23 protein-coding genes are annotated in these 23,759 nt (G+C 66.9%); 10 read left to right on the top strand and 13 right to left on the bottom strand.

Going from position 1 to position 23,759, the window contains the following annotated elements; all coding sequences use genetic code 11:
• The first annotated feature begins 9 nt into the window (after positions 1 to 9).
• The 4 genes from Hhyl6_RS14365 to Hhyl6_RS14380 all read left to right on the top strand — a co-directional run bounded on the left by Hhyl6_RS14365 (position 10) and on the right by Hhyl6_RS14380 (position 7,210).
• Entirely contained in the window at positions 10 to 2,919 is a 2,910-nt protein-coding gene (locus Hhyl6_RS14365) for a hypothetical protein (protein WP_483739946.1), read from the top strand.
• Between the two features lie 70 nt (positions 2,920 to 2,989).
• On the top strand, positions 2,990 to 4,327 hold the full coding sequence (gene hmgB, locus Hhyl6_RS14370; protein ID WP_483739947.1) for a hydroxymethylglutaryl-CoA synthase: 1,338 nt from the start codon (positions 2,990 to 2,992) through the stop codon (positions 4,325 to 4,327).
• A 418-nt stretch (positions 4,328 to 4,745) separates the two neighbouring features.
• The gene (locus Hhyl6_RS14375; protein ID WP_483739948.1) at positions 4,746 to 5,999 is read left to right on the top strand and encodes a multicopper oxidase domain-containing protein; all 1,254 of its coding nucleotides are present in this window, start codon (positions 4,746 to 4,748) and stop codon (positions 5,997 to 5,999) included.
• Positions 5,996 to 7,210 (top strand): ZIP family metal transporter, encoded by a 1,215-nt coding sequence (locus tag Hhyl6_RS14380; RefSeq protein ID WP_483739949.1) that lies wholly within the window; start codon positions 5,996 to 5,998, stop codon positions 7,208 to 7,210. The genes Hhyl6_RS14375 and Hhyl6_RS14380 overlap by 4 nt, the downstream gene beginning before the upstream one ends.
• Positions 7,211 to 7,233: 23 nt before the next feature.
• On the opposite strand, the gene Hhyl6_RS14385 is transcribed toward Hhyl6_RS14380, so the two are convergent.
• Genes Hhyl6_RS14385 through Hhyl6_RS14395 form a run of 3 tightly spaced genes read right to left on the bottom strand, consistent with a single transcriptional unit; the run spans position 7,234 to position 9,201 of the window.
• Positions 7,234 to 7,941: a helix-turn-helix domain-containing protein gene (locus Hhyl6_RS14385; RefSeq protein ID WP_483739950.1), complete on the bottom strand. Its 708-nt coding sequence runs from the start codon at positions 7,939 to 7,941 to the stop codon at positions 7,234 to 7,236.
• 60 nt (positions 7,942 to 8,001) lie between these two features.
• Positions 8,002 to 8,589 carry a type IV pilin domain-containing protein gene (locus Hhyl6_RS14390; RefSeq protein ID WP_483739951.1) on the bottom strand — a complete coding sequence of 196 codons (588 nt, stop codon included), beginning with the start codon at positions 8,587 to 8,589 and terminating at the stop codon, positions 8,002 to 8,004.
• A gap of 45 nt (positions 8,590 to 8,634) precedes the next feature.
• Positions 8,635 to 9,201, bottom strand: coding sequence for a DUF7978 family protein (locus Hhyl6_RS14395; protein WP_483739952.1), 567 nt, complete (start codon positions 9,199 to 9,201; stop codon positions 8,635 to 8,637).
• Between the two features lie 102 nt (positions 9,202 to 9,303).
• Between Hhyl6_RS14395 and Hhyl6_RS14400 the strand changes: the two genes are divergently transcribed.
• Positions 9,304 to 10,800, top strand: coding sequence for a replication factor C large subunit (locus Hhyl6_RS14400; RefSeq protein WP_483739953.1), 1,497 nt, complete (start codon positions 9,304 to 9,306; stop codon positions 10,798 to 10,800).
• A 73-nt stretch (positions 10,801 to 10,873) separates the two neighbouring features.
• Positions 10,874 to 11,260 carry a cupin domain-containing protein gene (locus Hhyl6_RS14405; RefSeq protein ID WP_483739954.1) on the top strand — a complete coding sequence of 129 codons (387 nt, stop codon included), beginning with the start codon at positions 10,874 to 10,876 and terminating at the stop codon, positions 11,258 to 11,260.
• A 7-nt stretch (positions 11,261 to 11,267) separates the two neighbouring features.
• On the opposite strand, the gene Hhyl6_RS14410 is transcribed toward Hhyl6_RS14405, so the two are convergent.
• The 5 genes from Hhyl6_RS14410 to Hhyl6_RS14430 form a co-directional block, all read right to left on the bottom strand.
• Positions 11,268 to 12,251, bottom strand: coding sequence for an amino acid ABC transporter permease (locus tag Hhyl6_RS14410; RefSeq protein WP_483739955.1), 984 nt, complete (start codon positions 12,249 to 12,251; stop codon positions 11,268 to 11,270).
• On the bottom strand, positions 12,251 to 12,991 hold the full coding sequence (locus Hhyl6_RS14415) for an amino acid ABC transporter ATP-binding protein (protein ID WP_483739956.1): 741 nt from the start codon (positions 12,989 to 12,991) through the stop codon (positions 12,251 to 12,253). Before Hhyl6_RS14415 ends, Hhyl6_RS14410 begins: the two co-directional genes overlap by 1 nt.
• Positions 12,988 to 13,662, bottom strand: a complete 675-nt coding sequence (locus Hhyl6_RS14420; RefSeq protein WP_483739957.1) for an amino acid ABC transporter permease — start codon at positions 13,660 to 13,662, stop codon at positions 12,988 to 12,990. The genes Hhyl6_RS14415 and Hhyl6_RS14420 overlap by 4 nt, the downstream gene beginning before the upstream one ends.
• 4 nt (positions 13,663 to 13,666) lie before the next feature.
• A complete protein-coding gene (locus Hhyl6_RS14425) occupies positions 13,667 to 14,449 on the bottom strand; it encodes a basic amino acid ABC transporter substrate-binding protein (RefSeq protein ID WP_483739958.1) in 783 nt (260 codons plus the stop codon).
• 88 nt (positions 14,450 to 14,537) lie between these two features.
• On the bottom strand, positions 14,538 to 15,035 hold the full coding sequence (locus Hhyl6_RS14430) for a COX15/CtaA family protein (RefSeq protein ID WP_483739959.1): 498 nt from the start codon (positions 15,033 to 15,035) through the stop codon (positions 14,538 to 14,540).
• A gap of 140 nt (positions 15,036 to 15,175) precedes the next feature.
• Between Hhyl6_RS14430 and Hhyl6_RS14435 the strand changes: the two genes are divergently transcribed.
• Together Hhyl6_RS14435 and Hhyl6_RS14440 are read left to right on the top strand one after the other, a co-directional pair.
• Positions 15,176 to 17,098 (top strand): methyl-accepting chemotaxis protein, encoded by a 1,923-nt coding sequence (locus Hhyl6_RS14435; protein WP_483739960.1) that lies wholly within the window; start codon positions 15,176 to 15,178, stop codon positions 17,096 to 17,098.
• A gap of 98 nt (positions 17,099 to 17,196) precedes the next feature.
• A complete protein-coding gene (locus Hhyl6_RS14440; RefSeq protein WP_483739961.1) occupies positions 17,197 to 19,449 on the top strand; it encodes an NADP-dependent malic enzyme in 2,253 nt (750 codons plus the stop codon).
• Positions 19,450 to 19,511: 62 nt separating this feature from the next.
• On the opposite strand, the gene Hhyl6_RS14445 is transcribed toward Hhyl6_RS14440, so the two are convergent.
• Positions 19,512 to 19,754 carry a DUF8015 family protein gene (locus Hhyl6_RS14445; protein WP_483739962.1) on the bottom strand — a complete coding sequence of 81 codons (243 nt, stop codon included), beginning with the start codon at positions 19,752 to 19,754 and terminating at the stop codon, positions 19,512 to 19,514.
• 200 nt (positions 19,755 to 19,954) lie between these two features.
• Between Hhyl6_RS14445 and Hhyl6_RS14450 the strand changes: the two genes are divergently transcribed.
• The gene (locus tag Hhyl6_RS14450) at positions 19,955 to 20,845 is read left to right on the top strand and encodes an NAD-dependent epimerase/dehydratase family protein (protein WP_483739963.1); all 891 of its coding nucleotides are present in this window, start codon (positions 19,955 to 19,957) and stop codon (positions 20,843 to 20,845) included.
• 84 nt (positions 20,846 to 20,929) lie between these two features.
• On the opposite strand, the gene Hhyl6_RS14455 is transcribed toward Hhyl6_RS14450, so the two are convergent.
• The 4 genes from Hhyl6_RS14455 to Hhyl6_RS14470 form a co-directional block, all read right to left on the bottom strand.
• Positions 20,930 to 21,589, bottom strand: a complete 660-nt coding sequence (locus Hhyl6_RS14455; RefSeq protein WP_483739964.1) for a ribonuclease H family protein — start codon at positions 21,587 to 21,589, stop codon at positions 20,930 to 20,932.
• A gap of 79 nt (positions 21,590 to 21,668) precedes the next feature.
• On the bottom strand, positions 21,669 to 21,911 hold the full coding sequence (locus Hhyl6_RS14460) for a DUF8028 family protein (protein WP_483739965.1): 243 nt from the start codon (positions 21,909 to 21,911) through the stop codon (positions 21,669 to 21,671).
• Between the two features lie 207 nt (positions 21,912 to 22,118).
• Positions 22,119 to 22,532: a DUF8009 family protein gene (locus Hhyl6_RS14465; RefSeq protein WP_483739966.1), complete on the bottom strand. Its 414-nt coding sequence runs from the start codon at positions 22,530 to 22,532 to the stop codon at positions 22,119 to 22,121.
• Positions 22,533 to 22,577: 45 nt separating this feature from the next.
• The gene (locus Hhyl6_RS14470; protein ID WP_483739967.1) at positions 22,578 to 23,015 is read right to left on the bottom strand and encodes a pyridoxamine 5'-phosphate oxidase family protein; all 438 of its coding nucleotides are present in this window, start codon (positions 23,013 to 23,015) and stop codon (positions 22,578 to 22,580) included.
• Positions 23,016 to 23,161: 146 nt separating this feature from the next.
• On the opposite strand from Hhyl6_RS14470, the gene Hhyl6_RS14475 reads away from it, so the two are divergent.
• Positions 23,162 to 23,749 carry a HalX domain-containing protein gene (locus tag Hhyl6_RS14475; protein ID WP_483739968.1) on the top strand — a complete coding sequence of 196 codons (588 nt, stop codon included), beginning with the start codon at positions 23,162 to 23,164 and terminating at the stop codon, positions 23,747 to 23,749.
• Positions 23,750 to 23,759 lie beyond the last annotated feature (10 nt).

The raw sequence follows: 23,759 nt of genomic DNA on the forward strand, positions 1-23,759 counted from the left end.
CTACCCTGCATGGATTTGGTGGGGGACCGGCGGGGACAGTCGGTCCAAGTGGGGGCCGTGCTGTTGTTCGCCGTCCTCATCGTCGCCTTCTCGTCCTATCAGGCCTTCGTGGTCCCACAGCAGAACGAGGAGATAGAGTTCAACCACAACCAGCGCGTGCAGACCCAGATGCAGGACCTGCGCAACGCCATCGTCTCGCAGGTGGGCGGGGGGTCGCCGACGGCCGTGTCGGTCACGCTCGGGACGACCTATCCGGGTCGGGCCGTCGCGGTCAATCCCGGGCCGCCGTCGGGGTCGTTGCGGACGAACGGCACCGTCGACGCCTCGAAAGCGTTCACCGTGAGCAACGCCGTCGCGAGCGGTGAGACCGGCGACCTGTGGGACGGAACGCCCCGACGGTACAACACGGGAACGCTGGTCTACGAACCGAACTACAACCTCTACGGTTCGGCTCCGACCACCTACTACGAGCACTCCATTGCGTACAACCAGTTCAGGAGCGACGCGCTGCCGCTGTCGGGACAGACGCTCGTCGAGGGACGCCACATCTCGCTGGTCGCGCTGAACGGGTCGCTCGGCAGGTCGTCGAGCGGTACGACGACGGTGGATGTCGAACCGGTGAGTCAGTCGACCCGCACCGTCACGGTCACGGACGACGGGACGAACCCGGTATCCGTCTCGCTGCTGACGCGGCTATCCCCTACGCAGCTCCGAAGTCTCCTCGACGAGGAGTACGACCCCGGTGGCTCCGACCCCGACGCTTACGTCACGAGCGTGACCAAGACCGGCGAGAACGGCCCGTTCAACAACGTCACAATTACGTTCGAGTCGGGCGCGGACTACCGACTCCAGATGGCGAAAGTCGGCGTCGGGTCGCGAGTCACCGGCGAGGAGGACGCCTACGTCACCGTCGTTGACGGGGCCGATGCGACCGTGGCCCGGGGCGACGAGACGGAGATTACGCTGGAGGTGCGCGACGAGTTCAACAACCCGGTGGAAGGAGTCACGGTCGAGGCCAGCGACAACAGTTCCAGTCCCGGGTCCTTCGCGGCGGCGGGCAACGCCCGCAGCACCGACCGGAACGGTCAGGTGACGTTCACGTACAGCACCGGCGGGTCGACGGCGACGACCCCGCACCAACTCAACTTCACGACGAAGGAGACAATCACTGACGACGCTGTGTTGACACCGCACCTCGTTTCGTTCGACGCCGGGGACCCGAAGAACGTCACGCGAACGGTGACCGTCGAGTCCGAGAGCACCGACCTCCCGGTGGGGTCTGTCACGCTCTCCGCCGCGCGGGCGAAAGACGACGACGATGCTGACGGTGACGGCGACGCCAACACCGTCCCCGGCGGCGTCGAACTCACCTTCCAGAACGGGTATAGTCAGGAGATAGCGGTTACGGACGTCGACCTCCGACCGGCGGATACGACCATCGACGCCCTCGCCGACGAGTCGCCGGGGACCGGACCGACGAACAACGAGTACTACGTCGAAGGTGACGTACAGGACGCCTACGCCGACTTCAGCCGGTACACCTCCGGGTTCTCCAGCACCGACGGCGTCCCGCTCCCCCGAGAGACCGACCTCGACATCGACGGTCGCATCAACGGGGAGAACGCTCGCGTCTCGGGTGGCGGGACGTTCACCACCTATCTCTACGAGTTCTACCGGTACGACGAGGGGTCGGGGACCGCAACCAACGTCGACATGCGCGGCGAAACGGTGCTGGTGTCGGTGACCTACACCGTTGACGACGTCGTCTACGAGGAGGCGTACACCGTCTCGCCGACCGGCGTCGGCGGGTCGTTCAGTAGCACTCGGGCCACGGGCCTCGTCCCGAACGCCCGACAGGACCAGACGCTCTCGTTCACGCCGGGGTCGACGCTCCCCGCGGGGACGACGGTCACCATCAACCTCGACGAACCGCAGAAAGTGAGTCCGCTACAGGTCGACTACGGGTCGGCCTCCATCGAGTCGGCCGCGGGCGGGTCCGCGAACTGGGTCTTCCAGTCCGACGACGACCAGACCAGCATCGAGTACACGCCGTCCAGCGACATCGCGGCGGGCACGCAGGTGACTGTCCGACTGAGCGACGTCGTCGCCGGAGACCAAATCGACCAGTCTAACCCCTACACGGTGTCCTTTACGCGGGGCGACACCGGGAGTACGGTCACCGACGACTTCTCTGTCACCCGCGGGGCCGGGACGTCGAGTTTGGACAGCGTGAGCGTCGACAATCTCGACCCCAACACAGGGGGACAGACCCAACAGATTTCGTTCTCGCCAGCGACCGGGACGACCCTCCCGAACGGCGAGACGGTGTCCGTCGACCTCTCGGACGCACAGGGCGCCGACGACGTGCAGTACGGCAGTGCGAGCGTCGGCGTGGTCGCTGGTGGTGGGTCCGCTCAGTTCCTCGAACAGGGTAGTGACGTCGTCCTGAAGTACACCTCTGACGGGGCTACCGACGGAGACACCATCACGCTCGGACTGACCGGCGTCGGAACGGGGTCGGGCGCGAACTCGCCGTACAGCGTCGGTCTCAGTCGTGGCGACGCGGACACCGCCGGAACGACGTTCGAGGTGGTCGCTGCGAACCAGCCGCCAACTGTCAGTATACAGTCCACCAGTGTCACCTCGTCGGGCGGAGGTGGCAACGGGAAGAACGACGTGAGCATTACGTTCGACGGCAGCGACCCCGACGGAGACCTGACATCGTACACCGTTGAACTCTATGATAGCGCCAGTAAATCGACTCGACTCGACTCTGTTAGTTCGCCGTCGTACACGGGCGGGACCGAATCTGTGACGCTGTCGGATAGCAGCACACAGAGTGGGTCGCCGCCCTATTACGTCGTCGTGACTGTCACCGATAGTGCATCACAGTCCGATACGGCAGAACAGTCGACCTGACTGTCGTATTACGACATCCGTCGAACTCCCAGACGACAATAACTTAACCACCCCCACCGACCTTCTACCCATGACCCCAGTCGGCATCGACGCGATAGAGATACGGACAGGGAAGCTCAAACTCGACCTCGCCGAGACGTTCGCGCCGGCGCAGGGGGACGACCCCGGCAAGTACACGAAGGGGCTGGGACTGCACGCCTCCTCGTTCCCGGACGTCTACGAGGACATCGTGACGATGGCGGCCAACGCCGCCCACCGACTGATGGAGCGCAAGGGGCTGGAACCGGACGACATCGGCCGCATCGACGTGGCCACGGAGTCCTCGTTCGACAACTCAAAGCCCGTCTCGACGTACGTTGCCGGGTGTCTCGAACAGGTGTACGACGGCGACTTCCACCACGCGAACAAGGGCGAGCGGAAGTTCGCGTGCATCTCGGGCACGCAGAGCCTCGACGACGCCTACAACTGGATTCGGGCGGGGCGAAACCGCGGCCGGGCGGCCATCGTCATCGCCACGGACACGGCGCTGTACGCCCGGGACGACCCCGGCGAGGCCACGCAGGGGGCCGGCGCCGTCGCGATGCTGGTCGACGAGGACCCGAGCCTCGTGGAACTCTCCACCGAACAGGGCTTCGGGAGCGCCGACGAGACGGACTTCCTCAAGCCGAACCAGCAGTTCCCCTCCGTCGACGGCAAGCGGTCGGTGAACGTCTACCTCGCACGGATGCGCGAGGCGCTGGACGACTTCGCCTCGCAGGTCGGCGACATCCACCCAGACGACTACCCGCTCATCCCGTTCCACACGCCGTTCCCCGGCATGGTCCGGAAGGCGGCGGCGCTGGGCTACCGCCACATCATCCGCGGCACCGACGTGGAGGAACTCGTCGCCGAGGAAATCGGCCACCAGCCGATGCGCGAGGACTTCGAGTCCGACAACGAGTTCCGCGACGCAATCCGGGAGTACACCGACGCGCTGACCGAGACGGAGCGGTATCAGGACTGGTACGCCGACACCATCGACCCGACGCTGGAGATATCTCGACAGGTCGGCAACTGGTACACCGGATCGGTCCACATCGCCCGCGCCGCCGGCCTGAAACACGCCCGCGAACACGGCCGGGACCTCGACGACAAACAGCTACTGGTCGCCTCCTACGGGTCCGGCGCACAGGCCGAGGTCCACGCGGAGACCGTCGTTCCGGGCTGGGAGGAGGAGATTGCCCAGTTGAACATCGACAAGCAGAACCGCGAACGCTACGAGCTCACCTTCGAGGAGTACGAGCAGATTCACGACGTCCACAACCACGACAGAGAGGCCGACGCCGAGGAGTTCACCGCACCGGAATCGGAGTTCGTCTTCGACGGGTGGGGACGGATGGGTGAGCGGAAGTATCGGTACGTGGAGTAGCGAGGGGCGCGAACGAAGTGAGCCGTGGAGCAGCAGAGGTTCCTCGAAGTGACGCGGTGACCGCTGGGAACCGCGGAGGGATGGAGGGGCGCGCGACCCTCGTACCGCAACTGCGACCGTCGGGAGCCGTACCGGTGTAGCGTGGGCCCGGTGGCCGATTCGAAGCGTACTTTTCCAGTGACACGCCGCTCGAAGCCCCCAGGAGCGTCGCTGATAGCCGACGCCGCCCGCCAGCGACGGAACGGCACCGCACCTCTCGGGGACGACTGCAAGGGCATGTGCAGCCGTCGGACACGAGTGGTCTGTCTACCGGCACACTTTTAATTTAGATGCGTCTAATCTCGACTATGCAAGCATCTAAACACGCGCCACAGTCAGCGCACTTTCGGCAGTCGAATTCCAGCGGTGGTGCGGTCTGATGGCCGACGAAGGGCCGCGGTCGGTCGGCGACCACGAGGACGCGGCGGAGTTCACGGAGTCGCTCTCTGACAGACTCGTCAGCGCGGTCAAAGACGACGCGGCGGTCAGCAGACGGACCGTGTTGGGCGGCCTCGGCCTCGCGGGTGCGAGCGCCGTGGGCCTCTCCGGCGGTGCCAGCGCGGCCGGTGACCACGACGGTGTCGAATCGCCGCACGGTCGCGCCGGCGTCGTCGGCGAGTTCCAGTCCGCCGACTTCGACCCACACGAGTTCCTCCGGACGTTCGAGACGGGGACCGTGAAGATGGAAGACGGTCAGCGGGTCCGCGAGTTCGAGTTGAGCGCGACGCTCCGGGAAATCGAGATTGCGCCCGGGGTGACGTTCCCGGCGTGGACCTACAACGGGCAGGTGCCCGGGCCGACCCTGCGTGCGGTCGAGGGGGAACTCGTCCGCGTCCGGTTCACTAACGGACAGGAACACCCACACACTATCCACCCGCACCTGAAGAACGTCGACCCGCGGATGGACGGGATTCCGCAGAACGGCCCCGGTATCGTCGAACAGGGCGAGGGCTTCGTCTACGAGTGGAAGGCCCAACCGGCGGGCTGTCACTTCTACCACTGCCACTCGATGCCGCTCAAGGAACACATCCACCGCGGCCTCTACGGGGCGATGATTATCGACCCCGACCCGGAGCGAGTCCGGGAGAACCCGCGCGAGTACGTCAACTACCACGGGCCGATGACCGACGACCTGCGCGCAGAACTGGTCGAGGAAGCGGAACTGCGCAACCACGAGTACCGCGCCGACGAGGTGGACGAGATGGTGATGGTCATGAACGGCTTCGACACCAACTTCGACGGCGACAACGAGGTGTACGCCGCGAACACGCGGGCGTTCGCCTACGGCGTGGGGTCGACCGACGCCGAGAACGGCGAGTGGGAGGCCGGCGAGACGGTCCGCCCGATACAGATTCGGCGCGACCAGCGCCAGCGGGTGTACCTCGTCAACGCCATCGAGTTCGACCTCGTCAACTCCTTCCACACCCACTCGCAGTTCTTCGACTACTACGACCACGGGACGACGCTCATGCCGACCCACAAGACTATCGACACCGTCATGCAGTGTCAGGCACAGCGGGGAATCATCGAGCTGGACTACTCGGACCACCAGCCGGGACTGTACATGTTCCACGCTCACCAGTCCGAGTTCGCCGAGTTGGGCTGGATGAGCTTCTTCGAGGTGCGAGCATGACCGACGAACGAACGGACGGCGGCGCAACGGTCGCCCGCGGCGGGATGCCCTTCGGTCTCCCGACGTGGGTCGGGGCGGTCGCACCCCTCGTCTTGCTCGCCGTCGTCGTCGCCGGGTTCGTCTTCGTGAACCCGTTCGCCGGACTGGCGACCGGTGGCGCGTTGCCGGACGTCGCGGTCACGCACACGTCGCTCCCGAACGACGAGACCGTCGTCCTGCACGTGACCAACAACGGGCCGAACCCCGTGACCATCAACCAGGTGCTCGTCAACGACGCCTACTGGGATTTCACGCTGTACGCCGGCGGCGAGGCGACGAACACGCTCGCACCGATGGAGAGCGGTCGCGTCGTTATCCCGTATCACTGGACGCCGGGGTGGGACATCCACACCGGCCTCGTCCTCAGCGACGGGGCGACGTTCACGCACACCATCACCGCGCCGCAGGTGTCCCCGGGACTGAGCGGCGAGTTGCTGGGCTTGCTCGCCGTCGTCGGCCTCTTCGTCGGCGTCATCCCCGTCGCGTTGGGGATGCTCTGGTTCCCGGTGATGCAGGAGATGAGCGACCGCTCGTTGCACGCTGTCCTCCTGTTCGCGGTGGGCGTGCTGGCGTTCCTCGCGTTCGACGCCGGGTTCGAGGCGTTCGAGTTGGCGGCCGAGGTGCCCGGTGCTTTCGAGGGGAACCTCCTCGTCGTGTTGGGCATCCTCGGGGCGCTCCTGCTCGTACAGGCCGTCTCGGCGTGGAACGACTCGGGGGACGTGAACCCGCTGGGCGTCGCCTACCTCGTCGCCCTCTCTATCGGCCTGCACAACCTCGCCGAGGGACTGGCCATCGGGAGTTCGGTGGCGCTGGGCCGCGTCTCGCTCGGCGCGTTCCTGGTCGTCGGGTTCATGATTCACAACGTGACGGAGGGCCCGGCGGTGGTCGCACCCGTCGCCGACGGCGAGCGCCCGGCCCTCTGGCACTTCGGTGCGCTGGGTCTCGTCGCCGGCGCGCCGGTCGTCCTCGGTGGCTGGATAGGGAGCGTCGCCTTCTCGCCGACGCTGGGGGCGCTGTTCCTCGCCATCGGCGTGGGCGCCATCCTGCAGGTCAACTGGGAGATTGGGACGATGGTCCGCAGGCGGGGGTCGCTGGGCACGCCGACGAACGTCCTCGCGTTCCTCGCCGGCCTCACGGTGATGTACGCCACGGACCTGTTGGTCACGCTCTGAGCGGGGTCCGCGACGGTCGCCTGTCAGGGCAGGTCGCGCAGGCCGTCCAGCACGTCGTCCAAGTTACTGTCGGTCACCGCCAGCGAGAAGTCGTCGATGCGCGCCAAATCAGCCGCCTTGTCCCACACCTCGTCGCTGTCGAGGCCGTGTAAGACGACGGCGTTCGGCGTCGGCGAGACGACCCGGAGCGCCACGAGCGGCGACTCCCCGCGGGTGACGTTCGTGAACACCAGCGCGCGGTTCGTCGACTGGCCGTACAACTGGTAGAACTCGTCCGAGGAGAGTCGCGTGATGGCGGCGATGGAGTTGATGACGGTGTGTCCGGCGACGGTGTCCTGTCCGCCGCGGTGGAGTTCCTCGGCCCCGATGGCGTCGTACACGCGCTCGACGCCCACGTTGGCCGAGTACTCCCGCAGGTCGTGGACCACGTCGCTGTCGAACCCCGAGGAGAGGACGCGGGCGTGCTGGCGGATGTGGTCGCCGCCCCGTTCCTCGTCGATGTCCAAGAGGGCCACGACGAGGCGTTGGACGACGGCGATGCCCGGGTTGTCTCGGCGGCCGCTCTCGTAGTCTGAGACGACCGACGGCGACACCTCTAACCGGTCCGCGAGCGTCGTCTGTGCCACGTCGAAGTCGGTTCGCCACTTCCGGAGGGTCGCCCCCGGGTCGTCGCTGAGTGCGACCTCGCCGGCTATCTTCTCGGCGAGTTGGTCGCGAGCGCCGCGTGTCATCGGTTAGCAAGGTTGCGTGACTGGAACAAAAGCGTACCGGAACGCCGGCCCGCAGAGGGACTAGTCCCCCGCCGTGAGCGTCTCTTCGAGTATCACCCCGCCGGTCGGCGTGTGGACGACCCGCACCGTGAACTGCTCGCCGGGTTCGAGTCGGCACTCGCTCGTCGCGAGACGGAACTGGACCGTCTCCCCGGCGCTCCACGTCCCGTCGTCGTCGACGTCCCCGGTTCCGATTGGTCCCTCGACGGCGTCGTAGGCGTTGTCGAAGACGTCCGCGCCGCGGACGTACTCGTCGGTCGGGCGGAGGTCGTCACCGCTCGCGGGGAGGTTGACCAACCGTCCGGTTCGCCCGCAGGCCTCGACCACGAGTTCGACGGCCGTCACGTCGAGAGTGTCGCCCGCGAGGTGCGTTATCCGGACCACTTGGTCGGTGTAGCGGCCGCCGCCGGCCGCGTACCGCTCGAACTCGCCGGACGACTGCGCGACGGTCGGGGCGGGGGCGCTCAGTTCCGCGGCGTACCCGACGGCGGCGGTCACCGAAGCGGCGAGTACGACCGTGAGGCCCACCAGTAGCACCGTGGCGACGACGGGCGCGACGGCTCTGTCGTCGCTCGCCGTCGACTGGTCCCCGGGCCGCGGCGGTGTCACGGCAGTCGCTGGTCGCGCCTTCCCACGTAAACGCTCGGTCCCCGGTCAGTCGCCGGCGAGTGCCGTGGCGAGGAGAGCTCCGACCGTCCCGAAGACGACGGGGTAGACGACGCCGGCGAGGACGACGGCGGTCAGGAGGTCCGGCGACCCGCCGCTCCCCTCGCCGACGCTGACGGCGAACAGCAGGCCGCCGGCGATTGCGAGGGGGAGGTAACCGAGCGTCACCGAAGGGCCGACACGGAGCGCTCTCCCGGCGTCGGTGGCACCGTCGAGGCGTGCGGCCGCGAGGCCGGCGACGGTCAGGAGCGCGGGCGGAATCACGTACAGGACGGGCGACAGCGCGTCGCTCTCGGCGACGAAGTTCACCGCGTCGGTGCCGCCGACCAGCGGCAGGTCAACCGTGATTGTCGTCGTGACGAACTGGGCGTTGAAGAACACCCAGCCGACTATCTTCCACGCGGCGTTCTCGTCGCCGAACGCCTCGGCGATGCCGGTCAACAGCGAGTCCCTGACGACGGAGATAGTGAGGGCGTACACCAGTACGTACGCGAGGACGAACGCGACGGCACCGGCGGCCGCACCGGCGACGTAGCCACGGCTGTCTTCGTTCATGGCGACTCAGACGCCACGCGCGGCCGGCATAGGTCTTCGGGCCGCTCTCCACGTGGCGGACGTCCGCAACCCCTAAACGCCGGTCGCACCAACCACGATTCAATGGACTGGACGGAGAAGTACCGCCCGAGTACGCTCTCGGAGGTACGGGGCAACAACAAGGCCCGCGACGCGCTGAAGGAGTGGGCCGACACGTGGGAGAACCACCGCGAGGCGGTCATCCTCCACGGGACGCCCGGGGTGGGCAAGACGTCCGCCGCGCACGCGCTGGCGAACGACATGGACTGGCCGACCATCGAACTCAACGCCAGCGACTCCCGGACGAAGGACGTCATCGAACGGGTCGCCGGCGAGGCCGCCAAGTCCGGCACGCTCACCGCCGGTGGCTCCGGCCGTCGCCTCGTCGTGATGGACGAGGCCGACAACATCCACGGCAACGCCGACCGGGGCGGCGCGCGGGCCATCTCCTCGCTCGTGAAGGAGGCCAGTCAACCGATGATTCTCATCGCCAACGAGTACTACGAGATGTCCAACGGCCTGCGCAACAACTGCCAGGACATCGAGTTTTCGGGGGTGCAGAAGCGCTCTATCGTGCCCGTCCTGCGGGACATCTGCCGGAAGGAGGGCGTCGAGTACACCGACGCCGTCGTCGAGGACATCGCCGAGCAGAACACCGGCGACCTGCGCGGGGCCATCAAGGACTTACAGGCCACCGCGGAGGGACGGGACCGTATCGAGGCCGACCACTACGTCTCCGGCGAACGGGACACCTCCGAGGGCATCTTCGAGTACCTCGACGTCGTCCTCAAGGAGGGGTCGGCCGAGGAGGCCCTGAAGTCCAGTTACGACGTCGACGAGACGCCCGACGACCTCATCAACTGGATAGAGGACAACATGCCCAAGGACTACGAGGGCGCGGAACTCGCTCGGGCCTACGAGTTCCTCTCGAACGCGGACCGGTGGCTCGGACGGGTGCGAGCGACCCAGAACTACTCGTTCTGGCGCTACGCCGGCGACAACATGACCGCCGGCGTCGCCGCCGCCCGCGACGGCAAGAAGGGCGGGTGGACGCGCTACGGCCCGCCCTCGTACTGGTCGAAACTCGGCCGCTCGAAGGGGACGCGCCAGACCCGCGACTACGTCGCCCAGCAGATTGCGGCCGTCGACGGCGTCTCGATGCGGACGGCCAGACGGGAGATTATGCCGTTCCTCGCGACGATGACCCACCACTGCACGAACCGCGAGTTGACGGTGTCGATGGCCGCCACCTACGACATGGAGGCCGAACACGTCGCCTTCGTCACCGGGTCGGGGAAGGACACCAACAAGGTCCAGTCCATCGTCGAGGACGCCGAGCGACTGCAGGAGGAGGCCGCCGTCGAACACTCCGGCGGCGCGTTCGCCGGCGGGTCCGCGAGCGGTGCCGAGGCGAGCGAGGGCGACACCGCGGACGAAGACGGCGACGAGGACTCGCAGGCGACGCTCGGTGGAGCGGCCGACGACGGCGAGGCGGACGACAAGGGGGAGGACGACGTAGTGCCCGACAGCGAGGCGGCCGAGGACGACGACCAGCAGTCCGGGCTGTCGGACTTCATGTGACTCCGAACCACACATAAACGCCAGTCATACTCCTCGCCCGTCGCTTTCTGTCGACCCCACTCACCACCCTGCCATGACCGACGGCTACGCCATCGTGGACCCCGAGTCGGTCCCGGACGACCAGTTCCAGACCTGCGAGTCGACGGTTCGGAGGCTCACCGACCCGCTCGGTGCCGAGGAGATGCGGGTCAATCAGGTCGTCGTCGACCCGGGCGAGGTGACGACGCCGCACACCCACGAGGGGCAAGAGGAGGTGTTCGTCGCACTGACCGAGGCCCAGATAGCTATCGAGGGCGAGGTGCACGACGTGCCGGCGAACGGCGTCGTCCGGGTCCACGAGGACACCGTGAGGAACCTGTGTAACCACACCGAGACGCGACACGTCTGGCTGGCGTTCGGTGCGCCGCCGGTCGGCACCGCCGAGGACTTCGGGGCCTACGTCGTCGAAGACGAAGAGTGAGTCGGCCTCAGGCCTGCCGCTTCCCGCCGATGCCGGGTATCGCCGTACGCTCCTCGACCAGATTCATCAGGAGCGACGCGGAGACGACCAGCGCGAGGTAAAAGAGCGCCGCCAGCACGAACAGTTCCGTGTAGCGGAACGTGTCGTTGGCGATGGACTCCGCCTGAAAGAACAGCTCTCGGACCGTGATGAACGCCGCCAGCGAGGAGTACTTGATGAGGTAGACGAGTTCGTTCGACCACCCGGGGATTGCGTAGCGAAGCCCCTGCGGGAGGACGACGTAGCGGATGCCGTCGACCTTCGAGAGGCCGATGGCGCGGGCGGCGGTCAACTGGCCGACGTCGACGGACTCCAGTGCCGACCGGATGTACTCGGCCTGATACGCGGCGCTGTTGAGCGTGAAGCCGATGACGGCGACCCACACCGCCGTCCCGGGGACGAACCCGACGCCGACGCCGGGCAGGGTGCGGATTAGCTGGGTCAGCGGCAGGCCGAAGTACAGCACGAACAGTTGGGCCAGCAGCGGCGTCCCGCGGATGAGTTCGGTGTACGACAGCGAGAGCCACCTGAGGCCCCGGCCGCCGTAGACGCGCGCCACCGACAGCGGCACCGCCAGCACGAACCCGAAGGCGATGCCGGCGACGGTGAGGACGATGGTGAGCCACGCGCCCCGGGCCAGCGGCGGGAGCGAGGGAATCGCGCCGGCGACGAACCCGAGGACGCCGGCGACCACGTCCAGCGGTGCGCCGACGACACCCAGCGAGGCGGCGGTCGCACCGACCGATTCGGCGGCCGCGGTAACGGGCGCTGCCGGAACGAACGACTGGTCGCTCGGGAACGCCATCCCGTCGGGGAGGAGGAAGTCGTTCGTCCAGCGCAGGAGCAACCAGCCCCAGAACACTGCGAGACCGACGAGCGCCCACGGTCTGTCGGTGTCGACGGTGACGGTGGTGCGGACTTCGTCGGCGACGGACGGTTCTTCGGCGCTCATCAGTGGCCGTTCGACTGGAGCCCCGTCAGGAACTCGTTGGTTCGGTCGTGTTCCGGTCGCTGGAACAACTGTTCGGGCGGCCCCGACTCGACGATGCGGCCGCTGTCGAGGAAGTGGATGTCGTCGGCGGCAGAGCGGGCGAATCCCATCTCGTGGGAGACGACGAGCATCGTCATCCCGCGCTCGGCGAGGTCACGCATCACGTCGACCACCTCGCCGACGAGTTCCGGGTCTAGGGCGCTGGTCGGTTCGTCGAACAGCATCAGTTTCGGCTCCATCGCCAGCGCGCGGGCGATGCCGACCCGCTGTTGCTGGCCGCCGGAGAGTTCGGCCGGGTAGGAGTCGGCCTGAGCGGCCAGTCCCACCTGTGCGAGGTGGTCGGCGGCGCGGTCGGTGGCCTCGGCCTCCGACATCCCGAGGACGCGCCGCAGGCCGAGCGTGATGTTCTCCAGTGCGGTGAGGTGGGCAAAGAGGTTGAAGTCCTGAAACACCATCCCCACGTCCTGCCGGAGTTCGTTCACGTCGGTATCGGGTCCGTAGACGGGCGTGCCGTCCAGCCAGACCTCGCCGCTGTCTATCTCGGTCAGGCGGTTGATGCAGCGCAGCATCGTGGACTTCCCGCTCCCGCTGGGGCCCATGAGGACGTCGACGTCCCCGCGGTCCATCTCGAAGCTGACGCCTTTCAGTACCTCCTCGTCTCCGTAGGACTTGTGCACGTCCTCGACTCGTAGCAGTGTCATGAACTCTCACCGGACGGAATCGCGTAGTACTCGCTCAGACGGTCCAGCGCCCGGTTCGTCCCGAAGGTCAGCACGAAGTAGACGGCGCTGATGACGACGAACACCTCCAGCACGGCCGTCGACCGGCCGCTCTGTGTGAACAGGTCGTACCCGCGGGTCAGCAGTTCGGCGAGACCGATGGCGAAGGCGATGCTGGTGTCCTTCAGGACGATGGTGAACTCGTTCTGGAACCCCGGCATCGACCGGCGGAGCGCCTGCGGGACGACGACGTACCGGATACCTTCGAGCCGACTCATCCCGACGGAACGGGCGGCCTCCATCTGCCCCTCGTCGACGCTCTGGAGCGCCCCCCGGAAAATCTGTGACTGGTAGGCCGCGCTCCGCAGCCCCAGCCCAACAGTCGCCGTGACGAACGCCGACCGGGAGATAGAGACGACGAAGAAGAGGACGAGCATGATGACGACGATGGGCGTCCCCCGGAGGACGATGCCGCTCGTACTCACCAGTCGCCGGAGAACGCCGTCGCCGTACACCTCGACGGCCCCCGCCGGGAACCCCAGCAGGAAGCCGAGCAAGAGGCTGGTCAGCGTCAGGCCCACCGTGACGGTGGCACCCGTCAGCAGGTAGTCGAGGTTCTCGAGGACGAACGCCCAGTCGCCTGCCTGTAACATCGATTTACTCGCCGAACCACTTCTGGGTCAGTTCCTCGTAGGTGCCGTCCTCCCGGACCGTCGAGAGACCGCCGTTGAGCGCCTCCTGCCGTGCGTCGTCGTCGGTGCGGACGCCGAACCCGAACTTCTCGCCGGTCTCGTAGGTGAAGGCCACCTTCACGGGGCGGTTCGCCGCGAAGGTGTTGGCGACGGGCACGTCTATCATGACGGCGTCGACGTTGCCGTTCTGGAGGTCCTGAATCGCCAGCACGTAGTTGTCGTAGGCGTTGTACTGGTTCTCGGTTATCTCGTCGCCGACGAGTTCGTCCTGCACGACGCCCTCGCCGGTGGTACCCTTCTGCGCACCGATGGGGCGGTCGGCGAGGTCCGAGAGGCTCCCCGGGGAGAAGTCGCCGTCGGCGCGGACGACGATGGCCTGGTCCGAGGAGTAGTACGGGTCGCTGAAGTCGATGGTCTCGTCCCGGTCGTCGTTGATGGTCATCCCGGCGGCGATGACGTCGATGTTGTTGTTCGTGAGCGCGGGGATGAGCGAGTCGAACTCGAACTCCTCCCACCCCTCGAAGGAGTAGTCGGTCTGTTCGACGACGGCTTCGAGGAGGTCGATGTCGAACCCGACCAGTTCGCCGCCCTCTTTCATCTCGAACGGGGGGAACCCGGGGGCCGTCCCCGCGGTGATGGTCTGTTCGCCGCCCCCGCTACCGCCGGAACACCCGGCCACGGAGAGGGTCACTGCCGCCCCGCCGACGGTGGTGAGATACTGGCGTCGCGAGAGTCCTTCGTCTGACATACAGGGAACATCGACGCAGGCCGGGATTAGTGTTACGAACCCGCTACTACCGGTGTTGTACGTGTTCGGCCGGAAACAGGACCGACGCTCAGTCCGAACTGAGGCTGGCGTCGGCGTCGCGGGTGTGTGCGTCGGACGAGGTCTCCGCCCGGGCGTCGGTGCCGTCGTACGCCCACGCCGTCGCCGCGACCAGTGCGGTCAGAATCGTCAGCGCGGCCGCGTGGTGGAGGACCTGTGCGGCCGCCCCGAAGTTGATGATGGTGTTCGCACCGAGCAGTATCTGGACGGGGAGGACGACAGTGGCGACGCCGGTGGCGTACTTGATTCGGCTGGTGTAGTCACCGCGCCACGCCGCGACCGTAGAGCCGAGGATGGCGAACCCGGTAATCATCGCGACCAGCCGGTGGAACCACTCGACGAAACTCGCCCAGTTGGCCGGGAACAGTCCCATCCAGCCGTCACAGAGCGGCCAGCGCGCCCCGCAGGTCAGCCCCGCACCGATGGCCCCGGTGTACACGCCGAGGAGGATGAGGCCGAACGTGAGGGCCGTCGTCGCCGCGAGCAGTCGACGGAAACGGACGGTCATACGTGGACGTTGGTGTGCTCGTACTTATGCCCTCCTTTGGGCGGCCGCCGCACCCCCGTGTGAGCGTGTGACTATTAGAACTGATACCGTGGGGGATATCCTTATGTCGTTCGGTGGGGGGGTTCCCGATACGACCCGGTATGTTCCCCACACGACTCGAATCGCTGTTCACGGATAGTGCGTCGAACGATGACGAATCGGTCCAGAGCGACGGCGGCAAGACCGTCCGGAGCGCCGACGGGTCCGCCTGGTCCCTCCGGACTGACTACGACCCCGACGAGGCGGCGCTCGAAGCAGTGTTCGACGAACCGGCGGCGCTGTCGGTCGGGCGCGAACAGGTGACCCGACAGTTGGAGATGGACGAGGCCGACGCCGACCGGTTGGCCGCGGAGTACCGGCGAGTGGGCGTCGGACCCGAAGGGTTCCTCGCCGCACAGGAGGTCGCCACCGAGTCGCTGGTGCGTGCCGCGTTCGACCGTCTGCGGGAGGAACTCGACGGCGACGCGCAGGAGGCCCTCGCCTCCGTGGAGAGCGAACTGCAGACCGAACTGACCGCGGTGGGGGCGGTCAGTCGGTCCGGCGTCGCGGCCTACGACGAGACCGGTCAGGACGCGGGAGACCACGACTTCGCGGCGGACGTCCACGACGTCTTGGACCACGTCGGGACGCCGCTGTTCGTGTTGGACGCCGAGGGCGACATCGTGACGTGGAACCGTTCTATCACCGCGCTCACGGGGGTCGAGGAGTCCGAAGCGAAGGACATGGAGATGGCGAGCATAGCGTTCTACCCGGACGGCCGCCGCGGGAAGACCCTCGCGGACAAAGTCCTCGACGCGCCGGAGACCACGCACACGGAGTACGACGTCCCGAAGGTCGAGTCGGCCGACTTCACCCTCTACCGGGACACGAGCGTCATGCAGGACCAACACGGCGAGGACCGCCACATCTCCTTCAGCGCCGCGCCGCTGTACGACGACGGCGAACTCGTCGGCGTCGTGGAGATGGTGCAGGACCGCACCGACGACGCGCTCAGACACGAGGCCGTCACCGACCTCGTCTCCGAACTGGAGGAGACGATGAGCGCGATGGGGCGCGGAGAACTCGACGCTCGTGCGACCTTCGAACGAGACGAACGCGCCGAGTACCTCGACGACGCCCTGTTGGACGTGGTCGACTCGCTCAACGACATGGCCGACCAGTTCGACCGACTGACGCGTCAGGTCGACACCCAGACCGCCGAACTCGCCAGCGCCATCGACCAGACGGCGTCGGCCGCCCGGACGGTCGAACGGCAGGTGAGCGAACAGGCCGAAGCGCTGGACACCGCCGCCGACAACGTGCAGGAGGTGAGCGCCGGGATGCAGGAGGTCGCGGCCACGTCGAGCGAGGTGGCGTCGGCCGCCGAGCGCGCACTCGGAGCGGCCGAAGAGGGGGCCGACGCCAGCGAGGCGGTCCACGACGTGACGGACGGCCTCACCGAGACGAGCGAGTCATTAGTCGAGAGCGTCACGGACCTCGAGTCCCGGATGGACGAGGTCAGTGACGTCGCGGAGGTCATCGCCGACGTCGCGGAGCAGACGAACATGCTCGCGCTGAACGCCAACATCGAAGCCGCCCGGGCGGGCGAGAGCGGGAGCGGGTTCGCCGTCGTCGCCGACGAGGTGAAGACGCTGGCCAACGAGACGAGCGACCACGCCGCCGACATCTCGGACAGCATCGACACCATCCAGTCGCAGGCCACGGCGACGGCCGAGATGGTCGAGGACTCCCACGAACAGGTCGAGCGGGCGGAGGCGGAGATTCAGGCGGCACTCGACGCTCTCGACGAGATAACCACCGCCGTCGAGGAAGCGACCTCGGGCATCCAGGAGGTCGCGGACGCCAACGAGGGGCAGGCCAGCGCCATCGAGGACATAACGACCACGATAGAGGACGCCAAGGCCCACGCCCGGGAGGCGGAGTCGGCGACGGACGAAATCGTCTCCGCGACCGACCAGCAGTCCGCGGCCGTGACCGAACTCGTGGACCGCGTCGAAGACCTCTCTAACGGGAACGACCGCTGAGCGGGGGAGCGCAGACGGTCGATTCGACGTTCGTCTAGGTTCGGTACGTTGTTTGACGGTAGACTTGCCTTTTTGATGGTCGGGAGTGACCTCTCTCCATGGGACTGGACGAAGACGCACTCGACTATCACAGCCGGGACCCGCCCGGCAAGATAGAGATAGCGACGACGAAACCGACAAACACACAGCGTGACCTCTCGCTGGCGTACTCGCCGGGTGTCGCCGCGCCCTGTGAGGCGATAGCCGCGGACCCCGAACGGGTGTTCAGTTACACCGCGAAGGGGAACCTCGTCGGCGTCGTCTCCGACGGGTCGGCCGTGCTGGGACTCGGCGACATCGGACCGGAGGCCTCCAAACCCGTGATGGAGGGCAAGGGCGTGTTGTTCAAGCGCTTCGCCGACATCGACGTCTTCGACATCGAACTAGACACCGACAGCGCCGACGCCATGGTCGAGACGGTCCGTGCGATGGAACCGACTTTCGGCGGCATCAACTTAGAGGACATCGCCGCGCCGGAGTGTTTCGAGGTCGAACAACGTCTCCGCCAGGAGATGGACATCCCGGTGTTCCACGACGACCAACACGGCACCGCCATCATCTCCGGGGCGGCGTTGGTCAACGCCGCCGAACTCGCGGGGAAGGACCTCGCGGACCTCGACATCGTCTTCTCCGGTGCGGGTGCGAGCGCCATCGCCACCGCCCGATTCTACGTCTCGCTGGGCGCTTCCAGAGAGAACATCACGATGTGTGACTCCTCGGGCATCATCACCGCCGACCGCGCCGAGCACGAGGACCTCAACGAGTTCAAACGGGAGTTCGCCCGCGACGTACCGGGAGGTGACCTCGCGGACGCGATGGCCGGCGCTGACGTCTTCGTCGGTCTCTCTATCGGGGGTATCGTCGACGAGACGATGGTCCAGTCGATGGCGTCGGACCCAATCATCTTCGCGATGGCGAATCCGGACCCCGAAATCGCCTACGAGGACGCCAAACACGCCCGCGACGACACCGTCATCATGGCCACCGGGCGCTCGGACTACCCCAATCAGGTCAACAACGTGCTGGGGTTCCCCTTCATCTTCCGGGGGGCGCTCGACGTTCGCGCCACCGAAATCAACGAGGAGATGAAGGTCGCCGCCGCCGAGGCGCTGGCCGAACTCGCCCGGCAGGACGTGCCAGACGCCGTCGTCAAGGCCTACGGCGACCAACCGCTCCAGTTCGGCCCGGAGTACATCATCCCCAAACCGCTCGACCCGCGGGTCCTCTTCGAGGTGACCCCCGCCGTCGCGAAGGCTGCGATGGACAGCGGCGCGGCCCGCAAGGAGTTGGACCTCGACGCGTACGTCGAGCGACTGGAGGCCCGGTTGGGCAAGTCCCGCGAGATGATGCGGGTCGTCCTCAACAAGGCCAAGAGCGACCCCAAGCGGGTGGTGCTGGCGGAGGGCGACGACGAGAAGATGATTCGGGCGGCCTACCAACTCGTCGAACAGGGTATCGCTCACCCCGTGTTGCTCGGTGACGCCGACGAGATAGAGGCGACCCGTCGGCGGTTCGGACTGGAGTTCGACCCCGTGGTCGTCGACCCCGAAACCGCGGACGTCGAGGAGTACGCCGACCGCCTGTACGAACTCCGCCAGCGCAAGGGCATCACCCGTCGTGAGGCCGAGGAACTGGTCCGGGACGGCAACTACCTGGGGAGCGTGATGGTGGAGATGGGCGACGCCGACGCGATGCTGACGGGCCTGACTCACCACTACCCGTCGGCCCTGCGCCCACCGCTACAGGTCATCGGCACCGCCGCGGACGCCGACTACGCCGCCGGCGTCTACATGCTGACGTTCAAGAACCGGGTCATCTTCTGTGCGGACGCGACGGTCAATCAGGACCCCGACGCCGACGTACTCGCGGAAGTGACCCGTCACACCGCCGAACTGGCCCGCAGTTTCAACGTCGAACCCCGCGCGGCGATGCTGTCGTACTCGAACTTCGGGAGCGTCGACACGCCCGGCACGCGAAAGCCGCGCGAGGCCGTCGAGCAGTTACAGGCCGACGAGCGGGTGGACTTCCCCGTCGACGGGGAGATGCAGGCCGACACGGCCGTCGTCGAGGACATCCTGAACACCACCTACGAGTTCTCGGAACTCGACGACCCCGCGAACGTCCTCGTGTTCCCGAACCTCGAAGCGGGCAACATCGGCTACAAACTGCTCCAGCGACTCGGCGGCGCCGAGGCCATCGGCCCGATGCTCGTCGGCATGGACAAACCCGTCCACGTCCTCCAGCGCGGCGACGAAGTCAAGGACATCGTCAACCTCGCTGGCGTGGCGGTCGTGGACGCCCAACAGGAGTAGCCGCGGCGACGCTAGCGCCGTCTTTTCGCTCCGAGGGAGACCCACTGCGGGCGGCTACGTCGCTACCCGCCTGTCGGTGGGTGCAGAAAGAGCGCGTCCACGACGGCCGTCAGCGCGAGGACGGACCCCACCGCGAGTGCTTTCGGTACCGTCACGCCGACCAGTCCGGCGGCGACGGCCGTCAGCAGGAACGCCGTGGGGATGAGCGCGAGTACGAAGTCGTACCGAGAGACCGGCGGCGTGAGCGCCGACCGGTCGACGTACTGTCCGTCAGAACCGTGAGTCCTGCTGCTACTGGTACTCATCTCGTCTGTCACCTCCCGGTCGTTGTTATCTATCCACTCCCAGTAAAAGTTTGAGTCGTGTGACGTTGCGGGAACGTCCTCGATGGTGCACCGAAACACCTGCATAACTTATACAGTGCTACACGACACTCGTGGGCACGCTACCGGGCCCCGACGTGCTCTCCGTCGGGATTTTCCCGCCAGACCCGCAGGGACGACCTATGCCCGAGACAGTCGCGGTCACCGGTGGCAACGGCCGGGTCGGACGGGCCGTCCTCGAACACCTCGATTCGAAAGGGTATCGGACCGTCAACCTCTCTCGCGGGAAACCCGACGAGTCCCGGTCCGACGCGTACCTGACGACGGACTTGCTCGACGCCGGCGAGGTGTACGGGTCGCTGGCAAAGAGCGAGGCAGACGCCGTCGTCCACCTCGGGATGCTCCCGACCCCGGAGCGCACGCCGGGGTACCGGACCTTCGAGAGCAACGCCATGTCCACCTACCACGTCCTGGAGGCGGCCGGCGAACTCGGCGTCGAGACGGTGGCGCTCGCGTCGAGTTTCAGCGCCATCGGCGGGGGCTTCGAACCCGACCCCATCACCGTCGACTACCTGCCGGTCGACGAGTCGCACCGACTCACGCCGTCGACGCCCTACGGCGTGGGCAAGCAGACGTTGGAGACCATCGCGGACGGATTCGCACGGCGGGGCGAGGATTCGCCGCGAACCATCACCTCGCTCCGGTTCCCGTGGGTGGTCGACGACGAACTGGCCCGCGAGACGTTCGTCGAGGCGGACCGGACCCTCGACGGCCTCCGGGCGTCAGGGGACCTCCACACCCAGCGGAACACGCTGTTCACCTACGCGCACGTCTCCGACGTGGTCGGCCTCGTCCGCCGGTCCGTCGAAGCGACCTTCGACGGCCACGAACGCGTCTGGGTGTCGGCCCCCGACACGAGCATCGAGACGCCCACGGAGACGGCGGTGTCGGAACTGTTCTCCGAGGCCGACGTGCGGGCAGACCTAGGCGAGTACGCGCCGTTGGTCGACACCTCGAAGGCGGAACGGCTGTTCGACTGGGCGCCGTCGTGGAGCTGGCGACAGTTGGCGTGAGTCGCTTAGGCGTCGTATAATCGGGGTGCGTGGCGGACGAAGCGGTTCTCGACTGTGGTGGCGAGAGCGTGGCCGGCCGGGGGGTCAGTCGGAGGCCCCGCCGCGCTCGGACCGGGACGGCGGCGGGACGCGTTCGTCCGTCGTGGTGGTCTCGGGAAGGACACAGCGGTCCGGTTCACCGTTGACGTGCGCGTACTGGTCGGGCGCGTTGGCGAGAGGGTGGGCCGGGTTCCGGTCGCTGGAGATGCGGGCCGCCCTGACCTCCCCGAAACTGTTGATGCGGGCCTGAATCCCGCGCCAGTGCAGTCCGGTCGCCGGAGGGACCGAGACGCTGTGGGGCGGGTCGTAGGCGGACCCGTGCGTCGCCAGCACCTCGGCGTTGACGTTCTCGGCGAGTTGGTCGTGGTCGATGAGGAGTCCGACGCGGGCGTCGGCCGGAGCGCGTGTCGCGAGGACGTCCAGTCCGAGGTGGAGCGCCCGATACTCGGCGACGTTGTTGTCCGGGGCGTTGTCGGGCACCGAGAGGCGGACGACGCGCTCGCCGTCCAGCGTCTCGACGACGACGCCGAGGCCACCGCGCTCCGCCGGGCGGCCGTCGCGGACGGGGTCTACGCAGTGCTGACGGAAGGACCCGTCAGTGGCGATGTAGAAGTCCCGGTGGTGACTGCGAGGTGGGTGCGCGATGTGCGGCGTCGGTGACTCGTCGAACAAATCTCGTAAGGTCGGCCGGCCGTAAGCGGCCATACCACTGCTTAGACGACGTGGATTATAAATATGTGGTCCCGACTCACCGAGCGAAACCCGGTGTCGGGGCCCACGGCGCTCACTCCCGCGCGTACGAGTGGCCGACCAGCAACGCGACGGCGTTACAGGCGACCAGTAGCGTGAAGGCCGTCCTGACGGCGGACGACTGCAGGCCCGACGCCAGCAGGGGGAGGTACAGGAACGGGAGGGCGATGGCTGTCCAGAAGGCGATGCCACGGATGGGGGTCAGGAGGGACTGACGGATGTTCGGGACCGTTTCGTCGAGGCGGGCGAACAGTTCGTGTGCTGACGAACTCGACATTGGGGGTGACCTGCCCCAGCGTACGCAAGGTACCCGCTTATAACTGCGAGAGGCTTCGCTCTATTTCGACTCGTTTCACGCCCTTACGAACTCTCACCCAGACGTTTCATCACCACCTCAGACGCCCCCAGACGTTTTAGGGCCGCCTCTGAGGGTGTCTGAGTGGGGTGTGGTGACCCGTCCTTCGTCCGCTCGCCCGTCGTATTTTCACGGCCCTAATAGAGAGATGCTAAGGTCGTGTCCGACGGCGGGGAGCGCGACGGTGTCCACGACGTGGTCGAGTACCGACGTCCGCCACTCGGCGACGCGCCGCTCGTGGTACTCCCGATGGCGCTCTACGGAGTACGTCTCCGACTCGCTGGCCCGGAGTTCGTCCGCCGTCTCGTCCGGCGTGGGGTAGGCCGGTGCGTCGTCGGTCAGCAGTCTCGCCGGCGGCAGGTGGAGCGTCTCGTCGTCGTCCTCGGCCTGTACCACGTGGAGCCTCGCCCGCATCCGTCCGCTGTACGGCGGCGTGGCCCGGAGGACCGTCCGCGGGCCGTCGCGGGCGTTGGCCTCCACCGCCGCCACGAGGTCCTCGGCGCTGACGGCCAACGACCGGACAGCGGACGGGTCGGATGACATCGGTCGAGCGTACGACCGCCAGCCACATAGCCTCGGCGCATCCCGCTACATCCTGTCGCTGTAATCCCACGAGTGCAGGCGCTCGGGGGTAACCGTAATCGTCACCTCTCGTCGCTCGGGCGACAGCAACCGCCGGGCGAGTGCAGACTCTTCGTCGCCGAGGTAGCGCTGGACGAGCGCGCGGAGGACCCGTTTGTCCTCGTCGGGCGTCACCGTCGCGGTACCGTTCCCCCTGACGCCCCGATAGGGCGGGTCGTTCGTCGACACCTCGAAACTGACGCCGTCGTCGTGGTCGAGGTAACCGACGACGGCCGCGTCGGCCGACGTCGCACACTGCAGGGTGTCGTCCTCGTAGCGGTACCACAGCGAGAGCATCCAGAGGTCGCCGCTCGGCCGGCGACAGCCGAGTCGGACCGGCACCGTCGTCGCGTCGAGGAAGGCGGCAACCTCGTCGTGCGACCACGCGCCTGTGACGTGTGCCATCGGAGGACCGTACGGTGCCAGGGATAAACTGTACTGGGGTGGTGGTCGGTTCAGTCGCCTTACAGAATCAGGGTTGATAATCCGGGAGATGGATTTATACTACGGATTCGGCAAGAAGCAATCCGGAGAGTCGGTGCGACCCACAGATGGAGGGACAACACGTGCACGCGAAGAAGAACCCTGACACGGCGACGGTGGTGGTCGTCGAGGACGAACGGGACGTCGCCGAACTGTACACGACGTGGTTGGCGACGGAGCACGACGTCCGGAGTGCCCACGACGGGGAGACGGCACTCGAGATGGTCGACGAGACGGTGGACGTAGTGTTTCTGGACCGGCAGATGCCGGCTATGTCTGGGGACGAAGTCCTCGACGCCCTCGCGGACCGGGGTATCGACTGTCGGGTCGTCATGGTGACGGCCGTCGACCCGGGGTTCGACATCGTGGAGATGCCCTTCGACGACTACCTGACCAAACCCGTCGGTCGGGACGACCTGTTGGACGCAGTCGACGCGATGCTCGCCCGCGAGTCCTACGACGAGCACCTCCAGCAGTACTTCGCCGTGGCCTCGAAGAAGGCGACGCTCGAATCGGAGAAGAACCCGGCGGAACTCGACGCCCACGAGGAGTACCACGTGGTCAGTCAGCGCGTCGAAGAACTCCGAGCGAAAGCCGACAGCGCCGTCGACGAGTTCGACGATTTCGAGGCCGCGTTCAGAGAGTTCGGCAGGTGAGGGGCGCTCG

This window comes from Haloarcula sp. H-hyl6 (genome assembly GCF_056934455.1).

What these genes read in the sequence shown, in the direction of transcription:
- Hhyl6_RS14375 (WP_483739948.1), top strand. Translation starts at nt 4,746, where the DNA reads ATGGCCGACGAAGGGCCGCGGTCGGTCGGCGACCACGAGGACGCGGCG.
- Hhyl6_RS14380 (WP_483739949.1), top strand. Translation starts at nt 5,996, where the DNA reads ATGACCGACGAACGAACGGACGGCGGCGCAACGGTCGCCCGCGGCGGG.
- Hhyl6_RS14415 (WP_483739956.1), bottom strand. Translation starts at nt 12,991, where the DNA reads ATGACACTGCTACGAGTCGAGGACGTGCACAAGTCCTACGGAGACGAG.
- Hhyl6_RS14420 (WP_483739957.1), bottom strand. Translation starts at nt 13,662, where the DNA reads ATGTTACAGGCAGGCGACTGGGCGTTCGTCCTCGAGAACCTCGACTAC.
- Hhyl6_RS14465 (WP_483739966.1), bottom strand. Translation starts at nt 22,532, where the DNA reads ATGTCATCCGACCCGTCCGCTGTCCGGTCGTTGGCCGTCAGCGCCGAG.
- Hhyl6_RS14365 (WP_483739946.1), top strand. Translation starts at nt 10, where the DNA reads ATGGATTTGGTGGGGGACCGGCGGGGACAGTCGGTCCAAGTGGGGGCC.
- Hhyl6_RS14455 (WP_483739964.1), bottom strand. Translation starts at nt 21,589, where the DNA reads ATGGCCGCTTACGGCCGGCCGACCTTACGAGATTTGTTCGACGAGTCA.
- Hhyl6_RS14470 (WP_483739967.1), bottom strand. Translation starts at nt 23,015, where the DNA reads ATGGCACACGTCACAGGCGCGTGGTCGCACGACGAGGTTGCCGCCTTC.
- Hhyl6_RS14430 (WP_483739959.1), bottom strand. Translation starts at nt 15,035, where the DNA reads ATGACCGTCCGTTTCCGTCGACTGCTCGCGGCGACGACGGCCCTCACG.
- Hhyl6_RS14460 (WP_483739965.1), bottom strand. Translation starts at nt 21,911, where the DNA reads ATGTCGAGTTCGTCAGCACACGAACTGTTCGCCCGCCTCGACGAAACG.
- Hhyl6_RS14475 (WP_483739968.1), top strand. Translation starts at nt 23,162, where the DNA reads ATGGAGGGACAACACGTGCACGCGAAGAAGAACCCTGACACGGCGACG.
- Hhyl6_RS14395 (WP_483739952.1), bottom strand. Translation starts at nt 9,201, where the DNA reads ATGAACGAAGACAGCCGTGGCTACGTCGCCGGTGCGGCCGCCGGTGCC.
- Hhyl6_RS14400 (WP_483739953.1), top strand. Translation starts at nt 9,304, where the DNA reads ATGGACTGGACGGAGAAGTACCGCCCGAGTACGCTCTCGGAGGTACGG.
- Hhyl6_RS14435 (WP_483739960.1), top strand. Translation starts at nt 15,176, where the DNA reads ATGTTCCCCACACGACTCGAATCGCTGTTCACGGATAGTGCGTCGAAC.
- Hhyl6_RS14405 (WP_483739954.1), top strand. Translation starts at nt 10,874, where the DNA reads ATGACCGACGGCTACGCCATCGTGGACCCCGAGTCGGTCCCGGACGAC.
- Hhyl6_RS14425 (WP_483739958.1), bottom strand. Translation starts at nt 14,449, where the DNA reads ATGTCAGACGAAGGACTCTCGCGACGCCAGTATCTCACCACCGTCGGC.
- Hhyl6_RS14385 (WP_483739950.1), bottom strand. Translation starts at nt 7,941, where the DNA reads ATGACACGCGGCGCTCGCGACCAACTCGCCGAGAAGATAGCCGGCGAG.
- Hhyl6_RS14450 (WP_483739963.1), top strand. Translation starts at nt 19,955, where the DNA reads ATGCCCGAGACAGTCGCGGTCACCGGTGGCAACGGCCGGGTCGGACGG.
- Hhyl6_RS14410 (WP_483739955.1), bottom strand. Translation starts at nt 12,251, where the DNA reads ATGAGCGCCGAAGAACCGTCCGTCGCCGACGAAGTCCGCACCACCGTC.
- Hhyl6_RS14445 (WP_483739962.1), bottom strand. Translation starts at nt 19,754, where the DNA reads ATGAGTACCAGTAGCAGCAGGACTCACGGTTCTGACGGACAGTACGTC.
- hmgB (WP_483739947.1), top strand. Translation starts at nt 2,990, where the DNA reads ATGACCCCAGTCGGCATCGACGCGATAGAGATACGGACAGGGAAGCTC.
- Hhyl6_RS14440 (WP_483739961.1), top strand. Translation starts at nt 17,197, where the DNA reads ATGGGACTGGACGAAGACGCACTCGACTATCACAGCCGGGACCCGCCC.